Below are 13,475 nucleotides of genomic sequence, written 5' to 3' on the forward strand. Positions count from 1 at the left end.
TGTCTGGTTACGCTAGGTTATCCATGATAAATCGCACAGAATAGTGGGCGACATGATGGGTATTATTCACGTCTTCCTGCGCAGAGAGTGTTTCTTTTTTACGCATCAGTTCCATGACTGACAAACCGATAATTAGGGCAATTTCTTCTTGCAGCAATTGATTTGAAATGTTTTCCGCTGGCATGGGCATATACGACCTTTTCATAAAAAATACCGAAAGTTGACGGGCAGGTGTGGTATGGATCGCTTGCCCGATCTCGTAAAATTCTCCGGAATGACTGGGTTCCGAGGGTAGTTTTTTTAAAATTCAAAAGGCTATAGATTAACGGGCCAAGATCTCACCTTTTCGTTAATGGATGCTTACAGACAGATATATTGCACTAATCCTTAAAAAACGATATCGTTTTTTAAATAAATAAAAACGGAATCGTTTCTTAATGTCAAGCACCGGATTAGCCAAAATACCTGGGGGCCAAGTCAAAGCCAAACTTGGACGCCCTCAGGTTTGTACTGCTGAGGAACGTTGTAGACGTATTCTGGCGGCGGCTGAACGAATTTTCATGACTGAGGGTTATGGTGCCGCCACGATGGAGGGGATATCCCGCGCTGCCGGTATGTCGAAACGGACGGTTTATGGGTTCTTCCCCGATAAGGAACATATGCTGGTGGCGCTATTCAGCGATACAATAGCCTTCCCCCTTAACCACGATAAAATGTGCGAGGCGGCAGCCTGTCCCAGGGAGGCGTTTCGAACCGATTTGTTGGCGATGATGCAGTACATATTGCTGCCAAGACAAATTCTTCTGGCACGCTTGTTGATTTCAGAAGCCGGGCGGTCGCCGAGTCTGGCCGAAGATTTTCATGAGCGAATTATGCGAACAAGCCAAGCTTATTTAGCCACAGGACTGGTTCGCTTGAAGGCATCTGAACCTGGATTGATAATCGGCGACCCTGAATATTTGTCCATGACAATTTTCAGTGCTGCAATGGGAGATCTGCATTTCCGTGCCTTATTAGGTAAAACAGTGGTAGTAAGCAACGAACTGCTCTTAGACCGGATTAACTCTGCTTTGCGTCTTATACTGCCTGGGTTGAATGACAATGATGTCCACAGCGTCAATGACAGGGCAAGGCACACTGATTGAAAGTGTCTCTGCTATGTATCGTCGAGTTACCATTACACTGCCGTTAACGTAACCTGATGACAAATTGAGCAATGCCATTACCAGAACTCTCGTTATCATAAATATCAGTAATAAAAGATACCATCACATCGCCGCCGTCAATAGCATATATTTTTGTAAATACTCGTATATATCTTCTTGATGATAAAGCGCTTTTTTGCCGTCGTTACGTGAACGAGGGATAGTACTCCATACCTCTGATTGCGCGTACGTTGCCTACCGTGACCGTTTTTGGTGCAGGGCGCTGGCACACAACATACCGTCAATCCGAAACGGTTGGGAATTTGAAACAAATCCGGGTCTGCTAAGATGTCGCGTACACTTCTGAGTCGGACTCGATAAGATTGCATACCTACGGCAGTCTCATTATTTGCCGGCTTATATCGCCTTGATCAGCATCGGCAAAATTCTTGTAGTCAGAACTTTTTAACTTACTGAAGCAATATACTTACAGGTTAGAGGGTGTGGAGGGTGTGGCCGAAGTGACACGGGCAAGGGCAGAAGTATGGCGTGGAATGGAAGGTAAAATGGGCGAAATTGAAGGAAAAGATTTGCAGCCACAGGGGTCGCAGGGGCAAACGATAAAACGCAGGGATAAAAAAATTTATGGTAAGCAATAAAAGAGGAGGCCGGCACAACTGCCGGTCTCAAAGGGCGAACATAGGAAAAATGCCCGCATAACGGAAGGGGTGGTATCGCACTACAACTAAAACATCACCATTCAAACTTTTCGAAGTGCGTCCATACTGCTGGATGTAACGCAGGCTTTAGCCTTGAGAGGGACAAAACCGTGAGAGCGGTCTGTCTAGTCTTTTAGCCCCGAGCTGTCTGGAGGTGTAGTTCACAACAACTTGCATAAAATTTATACAACGATTTTGGCATCGATGCAAGTGCTGGTAAAGATCAGATAATAGTCAAACGCACAGCGCACGTTTCGCCTGGTTTTTCTCATGACATCTGGATTTTCATGGGAAAAACAGGGCATCAAAACCTATAATATATCCGTTTTAATATGAAGAAATTGATTCGTCAATTGATTGTTATGGTTATTTTTCTTTCGTCAGGTAGCGCGTGTGAATTTCTTTTGCCACGAATCGACTATTTATTATTGCCGGAATCCGCATAATCAGCCAACGTCATTAGCGGATTCAATGATGTTTTTCATTAAAGGCTTTACGGTTTTCATATGTTAATAATGCCAGGCAGCGTTGGCGCAGCGCCATAAAAACGAGATACGTCATGCTGTCGAACGCGTGGGGGCGGGGGCAGGTTGACCGACAGCTCTTCAAGGATGGTGCCGGGGGACGCGCTCATTACGGTAATCCGATTGCCGAAAAAAAATCGCTTCGTAGATATCGTGGGTGACGAACGGCACGGTGGCCTGTACTCTCCTGACATATATTCAGCAGATTTCCTGCATCAGGACTCTCGTTTGTGCATCCAGGGCACCAAAAGGTTCATCCATATTCATCCCAACAAGGCGGCGGGATAGCTGTGGGCGAATTTGGACAACCCGATCCTGGCGAGAAATTTGTCCTCGACGGCCAGCTGATTAATACCCACGTATGATTTTATCCCAGTCCGCTCAGGTCCAGGGCATTCGCTGCGGGCTGCCAGGTATTGCCATAATCCTCTCCCAGGGTCATCTCGATGCTTGGCGTCTGTGATGCCAGCGCATCATAAACCGTCCGATAATTGCGGGCGGCTATTTCCTCAATGGTGCTCACCTTGACTGGGGAGGAGCCTTCGGTCTGAGCTCGGGGAATGTCTATGGTGTTAACGCACTACCAGTACGGAGGTTTTAGCGTGACGGACTATAGCGGCGGCGTTAGATCCCAGCAAATAAGTTGACATACTGGGGCGCCGGGATCCGATAATAATGAGCTCAGCATTAATTTCATCAGCCTCTTTTAATATTTCATCATAAATAGCGCCTTGGCGTACGTTAGATGTGAGCCTGTCCGCGGGCAGAGTCAATGATTTCGCATAGATATCCAACTGCTGTTTAATATCTTCCGTCACTGTATCCTCGTACTGCAGTGTCAATGCACTGAAGTGGCTTAAAAAGTAGTCCGGCATCGTGGATATCACATACAGAAGACGCAGACTGGCCTGCGATTTTTCCATCAGGTAGGCCGCCTCTTTTAACGCGTTCACTGTTAGCTCATGTTCACTGATATCAACAGGTAATAAAATTGACTGATACATTATGTTCTCCTGATATGAATAAATGAGGAAGTTATCACTTTACTCCCTTCGGATAAAAAATTGCAAAGACGGACTCCTGATGCAGCAGTGAGCTTCATGTTAAACGGAGCTTCAATACAATGGAGTTGCCCCTGCCAAAACACCATGACTTAGCTTAATAGTCGATCAGCATCGACAGATAGTGCTTCAGTGACCGTGATCATTCGAATCCATCAATTAATTCGAATAATTACTTTATGTCCATAATTAATTTTAACGCTGCGTAAGGTGTATAGATATATCTCCTATATTTGCATCAACTTATTGAGCTCAATTTTTACTCCACTTCATCGCTCATCATTTGCGATCCAGTTGGCGAAACATCTCGAACAAAGCTGCGCTTCGGTGGGCACGAATTCTCAAGTTTCAAATGCACTTGACAAGCCTCGGCGCCTGAATCTGAGCGGCTACCCGGTGATGCTGACGCACCTGCAATGCTGCTGCTGCGTCTGGACGCTGCCCGAAACCTATGCCGACTTGGGTGAGAATAACCAAATGCTGTTGGCACCGTCGCTCGACGACAAGGCGTGAGCAACGGAAACGAGCCGGCTTTCGCGCGGAATACGCGGCGGACAGCCCGAATTTTTAGGTTTAAAGCACGAGAAATTATCTTGCGGTGGTGATATTGCCGTTATCGATATTGCCCGATTTCAGCTTTATAGTGTTCACTATAACCCTCCTGATCCCAGATTTTAATAGCATATTTCTTCCACTCCTGCGCCAGTTCATCCAGTTCATGACTAAATTTGAAATAGCTGTCGCTACCCTCATGCTGTGGTTTGGCTCCGTGCTTCAGAATGTGTTCCCGGAATTTTCCCGGGTTATCAATAATTGGGCACGGCTGCATCAGGTTGGTGTTAAACGGGATTTGCTGCTTGAACCCTTCGAAGAACGGCGAATGCAGCACGTCTATCACACTCTTCTCCCGAATATTATCCACTGCGTACTGCTGGAACACGCAGGGTTCGACGCCACCTTTGGCGTTGATATGCAAATAATTGGCGCCGCCCGACATACAGCCATTCACCAGGAAACCGTGGTTCCAGAAGTCGGCAATGAAAGCGAACTGACCGGACAGTCGCAGCTGTTCAATCTTATGGAATCGCTCGTAACGCTGCTGCGGTGTCGGCACCAGATCGAAGGTGGCGTCGCGTCCGATGGGCATATACTGGAATACCCACACGTATTCCACACCCAGTTCGCTGATGAAGCGCCAGTAGTCGTCATTCATCAGTTGATCGTGGTTTTTACGCGTAGCCATTATAGAAGCGCCGCACATCAGACCCTCGTCATGCAGACGATGGTAGGATTCGACGATTTTTTTGAACACCCCCTCGCCGCGCCGCCAGTCGGTCATCTCCTCCCAGCCTTCAATGGAAATAGTGGTTGCGACGTTGCCTAGTTTGGCCAGTTTTTTGACCCGCGACTCCGTCAACAGCGTGCCATTGGTGTACACCATGAAATAGCAGTCGTTGAATTTTTCAAAGATCCGCATGATAGAGGGATAAACGAAGGGTTCCCCGCCGGTGAGGGTAAAGAAGCGGACCCCCAAATCATAGAATTGTTGAAGAATATCTATCATTTCGCTTTCTTCGAAATGATAGCGGTCACCGTACAGGGCGGAGTAGCAGCCCTTACAGCGCAGATTGCAGGCATAGGTAGGAGAAATCAACACTAAAAATGGGATGTGTGTGGAATAGTGCTTTCCTTGTTGGTCGCGAATGTTCGCGCCGTAGAGCATATGGTTGAACAACAGGTTTTTGATTAACTTAGCGCGGGCATGTTTGTTCAATCCTCGTAGCGCCCTGATCCAACTGCTTAGCATCGGATCCCGATCATGACAAAGTTTGGCGAGGGCCAGTAAATCGTCTTTATTGGAGCCGGCAAATTTGGCGCCGACGGAGAAAATTCTTTCAAAGCTATTTTCATCAACCTTATTAATCAAGGTTGAGACAACCGGTGACATGGATGTGATGATGAAATTATTCATCTTATCGCCTAACCTTTCCATATATTTACTCACCCCTCAAATAAAATAATGACACATGCAATTGATAAACACATCGATTGCATATAAATGACGCTTCATAGAGAGATTGATATTCACCTAATAAAGACAATAAGCGTCTCAATCTCTCGTGGAAATAAAATCTATTAAGGTTGTTAATAAGGCGTTATCTCTTTGTGGTATAACGGAGTATCATTAATCTTTTCCCCATTCAAGTATCCTTGTTATGATTAAAAAGAATGTTCATCTATCGATGGAAATTGAGAACTCTTTATGATCAGGCAAACCGAATAGCCCTGTGTTATTATCAAAGAATGATTCATGTCGAATAACGGTCATACTATGTTGCAGATTTCTCGAACCCCACTTCACGAAGATGCGACAAATCAACTTGTTGCGGTGCCTGAACGTTTGTCGCTGCCGCGCCCGGTCTATTTTCGAACCTGTCTGTTGCAAAAAGGGACGTTCATCCGTCAGCATCAGCACCCGTTCATCGAATTCCTGTATTCGCGCGAAGGTGGTATGCGGGTGGAAATTGAAAGCAAGACGCTGATTGTGCCGGTGTTCTATGGCGTGTGGATCCCGGAAAACATGCCGCATCGGCTGCTGACCACCGGCGATGTCCAGCTGGAAAGCTTGTATATCAAGCCCGATTTCGTGGCGGTCAACCACAACAATTGCCGGGTGGTGGTAATCAGCGATTTCATTCGCGAATTCATTCACCATGCCACGGAAAGCGTGCCGGAACAGTATGACAGCGAAGGGCACGACGGCATGCTGGTTAAAGTTTTGATCGCACAGTTGCAAAAGCTGCCGGATGCCGGTTTCTCGCTGTCGTGGCCGTCGTCTCCCACGCTGATGAGAGTGTGCCGGGAGATCCAGTCGACACCGGACGCCGCGCACGGCATTATTCAATGGGCCGCCAAAACCGGCATGTCTGTGCGGACTTTTTCGCGCCGTTTCAAAAAAGAGACCGGCGTAACTTTCGGCGAATGGAAAAAACACATGCGTCTGCTGGAATCCGTCGTCATGCTGAAGAATAACCGCAGCGTAACCCAGGTCGCACTCGACCTGGGGTATTCCAGCACAGCTGCTTTTACATTCGCCTTTGGGCAAATGTTCGGCGTATCGCCGACCCACTATTGAACGTCGTGCGCCGGTCGTCATGAGCGGCGCTGCTTTTTGCGGCATTCGTCGACAAACGAACGGGATCGACCAGTCAGCGAACGCACCTGCACCGGGGTATATCCCTTGGCGAACAGCTCGAAGATACGCAAGCGGTCCCGCTCCAGCCGGGATTTTTTTTCCTCGATTTCTTCATGTTTTTTCCTGGCAGCGGCTTTCTGCATTTGGGCATCCCCAGCTTGCATTTCCGCTATCTGCCGCCAGGCGAGATCGCGCCGCGCTGCGCTGGCGTTCGGATGGGCGGCAATATCGCACCGTAATTGCATGGCCCGTCGGTGAAAACCGGCGCGGGTTAGCGCTTGCGCCTGTTCGATTCCTGTAATTAATGTGCAAAACATCGTCGAATTCTCATCAATTAACCCACTGGTATTTTTCCCGGTGCTACCTTGGTGTCGCTCGGGAACAGGTCAGAATAAGGCCAACATCAACGGGAACAGCAAAGGCGCCATTAGCGAGGTGATGATCCCGCAGATAACCAGAGCCAGCGAACTGAACGCTCCCTCTACGTAATCCAGCTCGGCACAGCGGGCGGTGCCGAGCGCGTGCGATGCAGACCCTATCGCCATGCCGCGTGCCGCTCGGTTGTGGATACACATCGCGTCCATCAGTGTGTGCCCGAAGACGGCGCCGAGGATGCCGACGAAAATCACGCACACCGCGCTAATGGCGGGGATACCGCCAATGCTGCCGCTGACCGCCATGGCGATCGGCGTGGTAACGGATTTCGGCATGATCGAGGCGGCAATGGCCGGCGTCGCGCCCAGCTTCAACGCCAACCAAGTGCCGGTGAGCATCGCCACGATACTGCCGAGGAAACAGATAGAGATAATTGATTTCCAACGCATCCTGATTTGGTGTAATTGTTCGTATAGCGGAAAGGCTAGCGCCACCACGGCAGGCTGCAGTAGGCTGTTCAGCACCTCGCTGCCCTTAAAGTAGCGCGGGTAGGGAATTCCGGTGAGGACGAGAAGCGCGATCAGCACCACCATTGAAATCAGCAATGGATTGAACAACGGGTTGCGCAGACGTATCGCCAACTGACGAACCAGATAGAACACTCCCAACGTCAGTGGCAGAGACCACCAGATGTCATGCAACATGGTTGACTCCTTTGTTTTTTTTAGGGTGATTGTTTTTCCGGAAATGATCGTTTCTCTTTAGGCGCCGTCGGATAACATTCTGTTTGTGCAAAATGTGCGAGCACCAGCTCACAGTAATAAGCACGATCAGCGTGCTGGCGGTACAAGAGATCACCACCGTGTCGAATTGTGCCCGCAGCAAATCAAAATACTGCATGACGCCAACGCCGATCGGTACAAACAGCATGGCCATATGGTGGATCAATAAATGACAGCCGGGTTTGACCCAGTCGGCCGGGATGATCTGCGATGACAATAGCGCGAACAGGATCAGCATGCCGAGAATGCTGCCTGGCAAAGCGATGGGAAGGAGCGCAGCGATGCCGATGCCAAGATACAGGCAGGCGTAAATCAACACACATGCCCGCGCCAAATGCCAAATGCTGATTATGTGAGCCCGCATGAAATTTTTCCAAACCATAAAAACAAATGACAGGTTATGGGGACGGCTGGCGGCATTCCCCGACGATTGTGCTGTTGGCCCTCGATTTCTGAATGACCAGGAATAATTATCAACCAATTTCTTTGACGCTTATTGTTAAATAAAGACAACTTTTATCGAAAAGGAGACAAAGTGCATAAAATCAGGGCTTATACTTGATAGCCTATAACAGTAATTAATTTCATATGTTTGACGCTGTTAGCCATTAACACGTTATTTAAAATCATCCTTACACAGCCGTCCTGGTACGATAATTAATGATGGAACCGTTGCTTTCATCTCCTACACTTCGTCAACTGACATTGTTAATGACCATCTTCGAGGCCTCTCCAGCAGCGGCGCTCTTGCCTGCACCGTATTATCTGAAAACGCATGGACAGCTTATGGCGGTGGGGGGCAACGTGCTGGATTACGATCTGCTCTGGACCGAACCGGCTAAATCTCGTTTTCACTGGGCGTTGTTCGCCACGCTCCGTGCCGCAGATTTCCGTCATGTGCGCGTCAACCTTTTGGCCTTCGCCCCTATGGACACAACGGACAAACTGGACCCGAAGAACTGGATTGCCATGCTCGACAGCGTGGAACGTGAAGCCAGCGCTGCCTATCTTGATGTGATTCGGAACAAACATGACTTCCTTCCCTGTGGGGCTGATGCTGGCATGTGTCGCCGGACACTTCTTGCCTTCTGGGCTAGGTGGCGCCGCACTATCGTGCCGCACCGGCCGGCGTAATGTTCGAGATCCCCGATGAACCAAATCGCTCGCTCGATGCCGGGTACTGGAATGCCCTGCTCGCGGATGCGCTCGTCGTCATCCGCGCCAGTAATCCTACTCACACCGTCATCGTCGGGCCGGCAAGCTACAACAGCCTCAAGGCGCTACCGTGCATTTGCTTGCTATTGGATATTATGATTTTGTCCTTTGTACCTCCAAGACGACTACGCCTGGCATTGCGCGGGATGCCCTGGATTCATTCCGTGATACGGCCATCTCAAAAGTTTCGCTCGGTGGCCGTACCTGTTTGAAAAAAGCCATACGGTTCATGAAAAACCGGGTATGCGTACTCCTTACTTCTATTATTTTCTCGACTTCTTATGGAAAATACTGCAAATTTTGCAATGAAAGATAATAAGGGAAGCTATTATCTTAGCGCTTTGATCCCGTTATCCGCAGCGAAAACTAAAAAAAGCCGATACGTTTTTATTCCCGCTTAAAATGGAGCGTTATTTTAACTTAAAAAATAAATAATATATACAAATTGAAGAAGTTCATGCCGATATGAAAGCTGGTAATTTCGTCCAATCGCTAACACGCAGCAGTGACAAACTAAGGTATATCATTTTCATAGGGGAAGACTATCAAGAAATTTTAAATATTGCTGTTATCCAGAAAAATTATATCCTATTGAATCCGTAATTCATAAATGGGAGTTGTAATGCGTGACGCATTGGAATGATGATTGAATAGAATACATCCATTAGCTATTAATATTTAACCATTAGGAAAAATTTTACACGTGGTGGTTATTTCTTGACGTTACCTAACTTGACTGTATTCCGAATCATCAGCTACAATTAACTGAATTACTCTCAAGGAACTTAGGGTTTTTTCTAGAATATCTGTTTATCCTGAGCCAGTGATAATCGAGATTATCTGCAGGGACCCTTGAAATTTATAGCGAAAAAGAGAAAATATAATATGAGCGCAAATACCACAGTTTCTGCTGCTAGCGATATATTCGGTGAACTACCACGTGGTATTCACCACTTGGGGATTACTGTGCCTGATATTGATGTGGCTACTGAGTTCTTGCGCGCCGCGCTCGGTGCGCGCTGGTGTTACGACGGCCTAACGCGCGAAGATACTCCGCGCCAAGGTCCGGATATTGAGCACCAACTCGGGCTCCCCAAAGGCGCGCGCATTGTGCGCCAGCGTATGCTGCGCATCGGCAACGGCCCGGGATTGGAAATGTTTGAGATAGAATCGCCGCACCAACAGTCGGCCGCTGCGCTTTGCGATTTTGGACTTAATCATCTGGCCGTTTACTGCGACGATATGAATGCTGCGGTTGCGCGATTGCAAGCCGCCGGGGGGCAATTTCTGTCAAAAAAGCACGGCAACTCGCGCCATGAGGATACCTCTGGCAACGCGAGTGTCTATGCACGTGCACCGTGGGGGATGCTGATCGAACTGCAGTCCATCCCTGGCGGCTACTATTATGACGATGATAGCGAGGCCACGGCCTGGTTACCGGCACGCCGTTGAATGCCATGCGCGTAATGCATACTGCGTCCTTGACATCCTCTCCGGCCTAAACGTCGGGGAGGATATCATAACTGCCTGTTGGCCTTGCAAATAATTGCTTTTAAAACCACCGACATCGCCTATTGCCGTGAATAGGCAGCGGCTTTTTGAAATAACGCCGGGTCAGGCCGAATGCCGGTGTAAAGTGCAAATTGCTCCACCGCCTGGATAGCAAAGACTTCAGAGCCGGTGATAACGGTTTTGTCTTTATCGCGGGCATAACGGATAAGCGGCGTTTGCGCCGGTAAAGCCACCACATCAAATATGACGCTGGCCGCATCGACCTCCTCGGGCGTAAAGGACAATTTATCGGCGTCATCACCGCCGGACATGCCAATCGGCGTCGCGTTGATAAGGAGTTCGGGTTGCAGACCCTTTATATCCGCACGCCATTCATAACCACATAAATTGGCCAGTTCACGACCGCTGGTTTCATCAATGGCGATTATATAACCTCGGCTGAACCCAGCATCTTTTAACGCACAGGCCACCGCTTTGGCCATACCGCCGCTACCACGTAGCGCGAAAGTCAGCGAAGTAGGTACCTGGTATTGCTTTAGCAGGGTGGCGATAGCGATATAATCGGTATTGTAGGCTTTCAGATAGCCGTCAGTGTTGACAATAGTATTAACCGAATTGATGGCCTTGGCTGACACGTCCAACTCATCGACCAGGGCGATGCAATCCTGTTTAAACGGCATTGATATCGCACAGCCGCGGATACCCAGGGCACGAACACCCCCGATGGCGGCGGGCAGATCGGTGGTGGTAAAGGCTTTGTATAAATAATCGAGTCCCAGCGCGTTATAGAGATAATTATGAAAACGCGTCCCGAAATTACTCGGACGTGCCGCCAGAGACATACATATTTTCGTGTCTTTATTCAGATTCTGGGTCATTGCCTGTGTCCTGATATATATAAAAGTTACTGATATCAATCCTGAAATAAAAGTAAGGATATGTACCCGGCCAAGCAGACTCTGCATGGTGCGGCTCTGCGACACTGCCGGCATCTCCTCCGTTATCCCTTGCCATCAAAAAAATAATGGACTAAAAAGGTGCTATTAAAAACTGCTGAGTTTTTTTATTCAGGATTCCTCTTTTATGAATGGCCTACGACGTGAACATCAATACCTGCGCCTGCTGGCGTTATTTCCCTCGCGGGATGTCACCACCACGATCCAGGCGCTGGCAGATGGGCTGTGCTGCAGTAAACGTCATATGCGCGCACTCTTGTCGCAAATGCAGGCGGCGGGCTGGCTACAGTGGCAAGCCAGCCCGGGACGTGGGCATAAAGCCCGGCTGCGGCTGCTTCGTAGTGAACACCAATTACTGGTGGCAAAAGCGGATCATCTACTTGATGCCGGCGATTATGGCGCGGCCATCGATTTGCTGGGCGATGAAAAACACCTGATTGCGTCGTTGCTGAGGACTAAATTGGGTTACCGCATTCATGATGATTACCAGTCGCTGCGGATACCCTATTATCGCACCATGCCCAACCTCTATCCCGGCACGCCTCTGCGCCGCTCGGAAATCCACCTGGTACGACAAATATTTAATGGACTGACCCGAATCAATGAAGAAAGCGGGGCGGTTGAAACAGACCTGGCTCACCACTGGCGCATGATCGATCCTTTGCATTGGCGATTTTTCTTACGCCCAGGGGTCCACTTTCACGACGGCCGGGTACTTGCCAGCCAAGATGTCGTGGTCTCATTAAGACGGTGTGCTCACCTCCCGTTGTTTTCGCACATTAAACGCATTGATGAACTGGGCATCTTAAGCGTCATTATCGAACTGACCCAGCCAGACCCGTTATTGCCGCAATTACTGACCGAGCCGGCCGCTATGATTTTACCTGCCGATCACGCCGCCCGCGCGGATTTTGCCGCTCACCCCGTGGGTACGGGACCTTATCTGGTCAGTGAGAATGACGCTTGGCATTTGCTGATGCGCGCATTTGATCATTATTTTGGCTTGCGCGGCTTGCTTGATGAAATAGAGGTCATTGTCTGGCCTGATCTGTCGCACTCCGCCGACCAGGACCGGATGACGCGGGGGAATGCCCCGCCGCGCCCGGCAGTCGAAAATATCGCGGTGTCTGGCCAACACACACTGTCGGTGTATTCCGCCGCCTGGTTAAGCTCAAGTATTAGCGATCTTGACTATGCTTCCGGGCTGGCGGTCGGTTTAACCGGAAAACCGTCCGATCTTTCACAGGAAATGTTTCTAGAACGGGGCGGCTATTTTTTACTGTGCGACAGCCGCTCGCCGCATTGGCGCACCATCGAGCGGCGGCGCTGGATTAGGGAAAAGCTGAATCCCTATTTGCTAGCCCAGCAGTTAGTCGAATCCATTCGCCCGTTCTGGGTGCCGACCGGTAGCCTGTTACCCACTTGGTTCCACTGCATGGACGATGGGCCGACTCAGGCACCTTTTGCCCCTTTGACAGGGGGAAGCCGCACCCCCGTCTCCGTACTCACATTGGCTTACCACTGCCAGCATCCCGAATATCCGATGCTGGCGGCGGAAATGCAAAAAATGCTGGCCACTGAGGGCATCCGTCTGGATATCATGCAACTGGATTACGCGCGCTGGGCCAAGGGGGAAGGCTTTGCCGACCTCTGGCTAGGTACGGTGAATTTCGCCGTGCCGGAGGCATGGAGCGTCGGCGCGTGGCTACTGGGCATGCCGCTGCTGAAACACTCTATTTTCGGAGGTGATGCGCAGATATTCAGCGCGTGGCAGCAGCAGTGGCGCGACGGGTCGCTCAGTTCAAAGCAGTTGGTACAGCATGTGGTCGGTGAAGGATGGCTTCAGCCGTTGTTCCATCACTGGATGCGGCTGAAGGGGCCGGATCAGGCCCAGGGAATCCATCTAAACAACCTGGGCTGGTTTGATTTCAAGACCACCTGGATGGAACCGAAATAACAGTTACTCGCGCCGAATTTAGGACAATTAGAA

Annotated in this window: 16 protein-coding genes; 8 read left to right on the forward strand and 8 right to left on the reverse strand. The window is 49.5% G+C overall.

Annotated elements, in window-relative coordinates; translation table 11 throughout:
- Positions 1 to 7 precede the first annotated feature (7 nt).
- The gene (locus ACL2XQ_RS10200) at positions 8 to 184 is read right to left on the reverse strand and encodes a hypothetical protein (protein ID WP_413730005.1); all 177 of its coding nucleotides are present in this window, start codon (positions 182 to 184) and stop codon (positions 8 to 10) included.
- A gap of 253 nt (positions 185 to 437) precedes the next feature.
- Here ACL2XQ_RS10200 and ACL2XQ_RS10205 point away from each other — a divergent pair, with 253 nt between their 5' ends.
- Both ACL2XQ_RS10205 and ACL2XQ_RS10210 read left to right on the forward strand, forming a co-directional pair.
- Positions 438 to 1,145 carry a TetR/AcrR family transcriptional regulator gene (locus ACL2XQ_RS10205; RefSeq protein WP_413730006.1) on the forward strand — a complete coding sequence of 236 codons (708 nt, stop codon included), beginning with the start codon at positions 438 to 440 and terminating at the stop codon, positions 1,143 to 1,145.
- Between the two features lie 512 nt (positions 1,146 to 1,657).
- Complete coding sequence (locus tag ACL2XQ_RS10210; protein WP_413730008.1) at positions 1,658 to 1,804, forward strand: hypothetical protein; 147 nt, start codon at positions 1,658 to 1,660, stop codon at positions 1,802 to 1,804.
- Between the two features lie 951 nt (positions 1,805 to 2,755).
- Here ACL2XQ_RS10210 and ACL2XQ_RS10215 read toward each other — a convergent pair.
- Together ACL2XQ_RS10215 and ACL2XQ_RS10220 are read right to left on the reverse strand one after the other, a co-directional pair.
- Complete coding sequence (locus ACL2XQ_RS10215; RefSeq protein WP_413730009.1) at positions 2,756 to 2,911, reverse strand: hypothetical protein; 156 nt, start codon at positions 2,909 to 2,911, stop codon at positions 2,756 to 2,758.
- Between the two features lie 49 nt (positions 2,912 to 2,960).
- Entirely contained in the window at positions 2,961 to 3,392 is a 432-nt protein-coding gene (locus tag ACL2XQ_RS10220; protein ID WP_413730010.1) for a universal stress protein, read from the reverse strand.
- A 351-nt stretch (positions 3,393 to 3,743) separates the two neighbouring features.
- On the opposite strand from ACL2XQ_RS10220, the gene ACL2XQ_RS10225 reads away from it, so the two are divergent.
- Complete coding sequence (locus ACL2XQ_RS10225) at positions 3,744 to 3,962, forward strand: hypothetical protein (RefSeq protein ID WP_413730011.1); 219 nt, start codon at positions 3,744 to 3,746, stop codon at positions 3,960 to 3,962.
- Positions 3,963 to 4,062: 100 nt separating this feature from the next.
- Here the strand turns inward: ACL2XQ_RS10225 and ACL2XQ_RS10230 are convergent, their stop codons facing one another.
- Positions 4,063 to 5,421: a radical SAM protein gene (locus ACL2XQ_RS10230; protein ID WP_413730012.1), complete on the reverse strand. Its 1,359-nt coding sequence runs from the start codon at positions 5,419 to 5,421 to the stop codon at positions 4,063 to 4,065.
- Positions 5,422 to 5,760: 339 nt separating this feature from the next.
- On the opposite strand from ACL2XQ_RS10230, the gene ACL2XQ_RS10235 reads away from it, so the two are divergent.
- A complete protein-coding gene (locus ACL2XQ_RS10235; RefSeq protein ID WP_413730014.1) occupies positions 5,761 to 6,585 on the forward strand; it encodes a helix-turn-helix domain-containing protein in 825 nt (274 codons plus the stop codon).
- Between the two features lie 17 nt (positions 6,586 to 6,602).
- Here the strand turns inward: ACL2XQ_RS10235 and ACL2XQ_RS10240 are convergent, their stop codons facing one another.
- From ACL2XQ_RS10240 to ACL2XQ_RS10250, 3 genes are all read right to left on the reverse strand, one after another.
- Positions 6,603 to 6,962, reverse strand: coding sequence for a hypothetical protein (locus tag ACL2XQ_RS10240; RefSeq protein ID WP_413730015.1), 360 nt, complete (start codon positions 6,960 to 6,962; stop codon positions 6,603 to 6,605).
- A gap of 69 nt (positions 6,963 to 7,031) precedes the next feature.
- The gene (locus tag ACL2XQ_RS10245; RefSeq protein ID WP_413730016.1) at positions 7,032 to 7,724 is read right to left on the reverse strand and encodes a CidB/LrgB family autolysis modulator; all 693 of its coding nucleotides are present in this window, start codon (positions 7,722 to 7,724) and stop codon (positions 7,032 to 7,034) included.
- On the reverse strand, positions 7,714 to 8,166 hold the full coding sequence (locus tag ACL2XQ_RS10250) for a CidA/LrgA family protein (protein WP_413731042.1): 453 nt from the start codon (positions 8,164 to 8,166) through the stop codon (positions 7,714 to 7,716). The genes ACL2XQ_RS10245 and ACL2XQ_RS10250 overlap by 11 nt, the downstream gene beginning before the upstream one ends.
- Before the next feature lie 296 nt (positions 8,167 to 8,462).
- Between ACL2XQ_RS10250 and ACL2XQ_RS10255 the strand changes: the two genes are divergently transcribed.
- The 3 genes from ACL2XQ_RS10255 (at position 8,463) to ACL2XQ_RS10265 (ending at position 10,469) form a co-directional block, all read left to right on the forward strand.
- Positions 8,463 to 8,936 (forward strand): hypothetical protein, encoded by a 474-nt coding sequence (locus ACL2XQ_RS10255; RefSeq protein ID WP_413730017.1) that lies wholly within the window; start codon positions 8,463 to 8,465, stop codon positions 8,934 to 8,936.
- Positions 8,936 to 9,229, forward strand: a complete 294-nt coding sequence (locus ACL2XQ_RS10260; RefSeq protein ID WP_413730018.1) for a hypothetical protein — start codon at positions 8,936 to 8,938, stop codon at positions 9,227 to 9,229. The genes ACL2XQ_RS10255 and ACL2XQ_RS10260 overlap by 1 nt, the downstream gene beginning before the upstream one ends.
- A 673-nt stretch (positions 9,230 to 9,902) precedes the next feature.
- Positions 9,903 to 10,469 carry a VOC family protein gene (locus ACL2XQ_RS10265; protein WP_413730019.1) on the forward strand — a complete coding sequence of 189 codons (567 nt, stop codon included), beginning with the start codon at positions 9,903 to 9,905 and terminating at the stop codon, positions 10,467 to 10,469.
- 119 nt (positions 10,470 to 10,588) lie between these two features.
- On the opposite strand, the gene ACL2XQ_RS10270 is transcribed toward ACL2XQ_RS10265, so the two are convergent.
- Positions 10,589 to 11,407: a shikimate 5-dehydrogenase gene (locus ACL2XQ_RS10270; protein WP_413731043.1), complete on the reverse strand. Its 819-nt coding sequence runs from the start codon at positions 11,405 to 11,407 to the stop codon at positions 10,589 to 10,591.
- Between the two features lie 205 nt (positions 11,408 to 11,612).
- Between ACL2XQ_RS10270 and ACL2XQ_RS10275 the strand changes: the two genes are divergently transcribed.
- Positions 11,613 to 13,442, forward strand: a complete 1,830-nt coding sequence (locus ACL2XQ_RS10275; RefSeq protein WP_413730020.1) for an SgrR family transcriptional regulator — start codon at positions 11,613 to 11,615, stop codon at positions 13,440 to 13,442.
- Positions 13,443 to 13,475 lie beyond the last annotated feature (33 nt).

Origin of the sequence: Sodalis sp. RH14 (assembly GCF_047324285.1) — a bacterium.
GTDB lineage: Bacteria > Pseudomonadota > Gammaproteobacteria > Enterobacterales > Enterobacteriaceae > Acerihabitans.

What these genes read in the sequence shown, in the direction of transcription:
- ACL2XQ_RS10270 (WP_413731043.1), bottom strand. Translation starts at nt 11,407, where the DNA reads ATGACCCAGAATCTGAATAAAGACACGAAAATATGTATGTCTCTGGCG.
- ACL2XQ_RS10235 (WP_413730014.1), top strand. Translation starts at nt 5,761, where the DNA reads ATGTCGAATAACGGTCATACTATGTTGCAGATTTCTCGAACCCCACTT.
- ACL2XQ_RS10240 (WP_413730015.1), bottom strand. Translation starts at nt 6,962, where the DNA reads ATGTTTTGCACATTAATTACAGGAATCGAACAGGCGCAAGCGCTAACC.
- ACL2XQ_RS10205 (WP_413730006.1), top strand. Translation starts at nt 438, where the DNA reads ATGTCAAGCACCGGATTAGCCAAAATACCTGGGGGCCAAGTCAAAGCC.
- ACL2XQ_RS10245 (WP_413730016.1), bottom strand. Translation starts at nt 7,724, where the DNA reads ATGTTGCATGACATCTGGTGGTCTCTGCCACTGACGTTGGGAGTGTTC.
- ACL2XQ_RS10220 (WP_413730010.1), bottom strand. Translation starts at nt 3,392, where the DNA reads ATGTATCAGTCAATTTTATTACCTGTTGATATCAGTGAACATGAGCTA.
- ACL2XQ_RS10250 (WP_413731042.1), bottom strand. Translation starts at nt 8,166, where the DNA reads ATGCGGGCTCACATAATCAGCATTTGGCATTTGGCGCGGGCATGTGTG.
- ACL2XQ_RS10200 (WP_413730005.1), bottom strand. Translation starts at nt 184, where the DNA reads ATGCCAGCGGAAAACATTTCAAATCAATTGCTGCAAGAAGAAATTGCC.
- ACL2XQ_RS10255 (WP_413730017.1), top strand. Translation starts at nt 8,463, where the DNA reads ATGATGGAACCGTTGCTTTCATCTCCTACACTTCGTCAACTGACATTG.
- ACL2XQ_RS10260 (WP_413730018.1), top strand. Translation starts at nt 8,936, where the DNA reads ATGTTCGAGATCCCCGATGAACCAAATCGCTCGCTCGATGCCGGGTAC.
- ACL2XQ_RS10230 (WP_413730012.1), bottom strand. Translation starts at nt 5,421, where the DNA reads ATGAATAATTTCATCATCACATCCATGTCACCGGTTGTCTCAACCTTG.
- ACL2XQ_RS10265 (WP_413730019.1), top strand. Translation starts at nt 9,903, where the DNA reads ATGAGCGCAAATACCACAGTTTCTGCTGCTAGCGATATATTCGGTGAA.
- ACL2XQ_RS10275 (WP_413730020.1), top strand. Translation starts at nt 11,613, where the DNA reads ATGAATGGCCTACGACGTGAACATCAATACCTGCGCCTGCTGGCGTTA.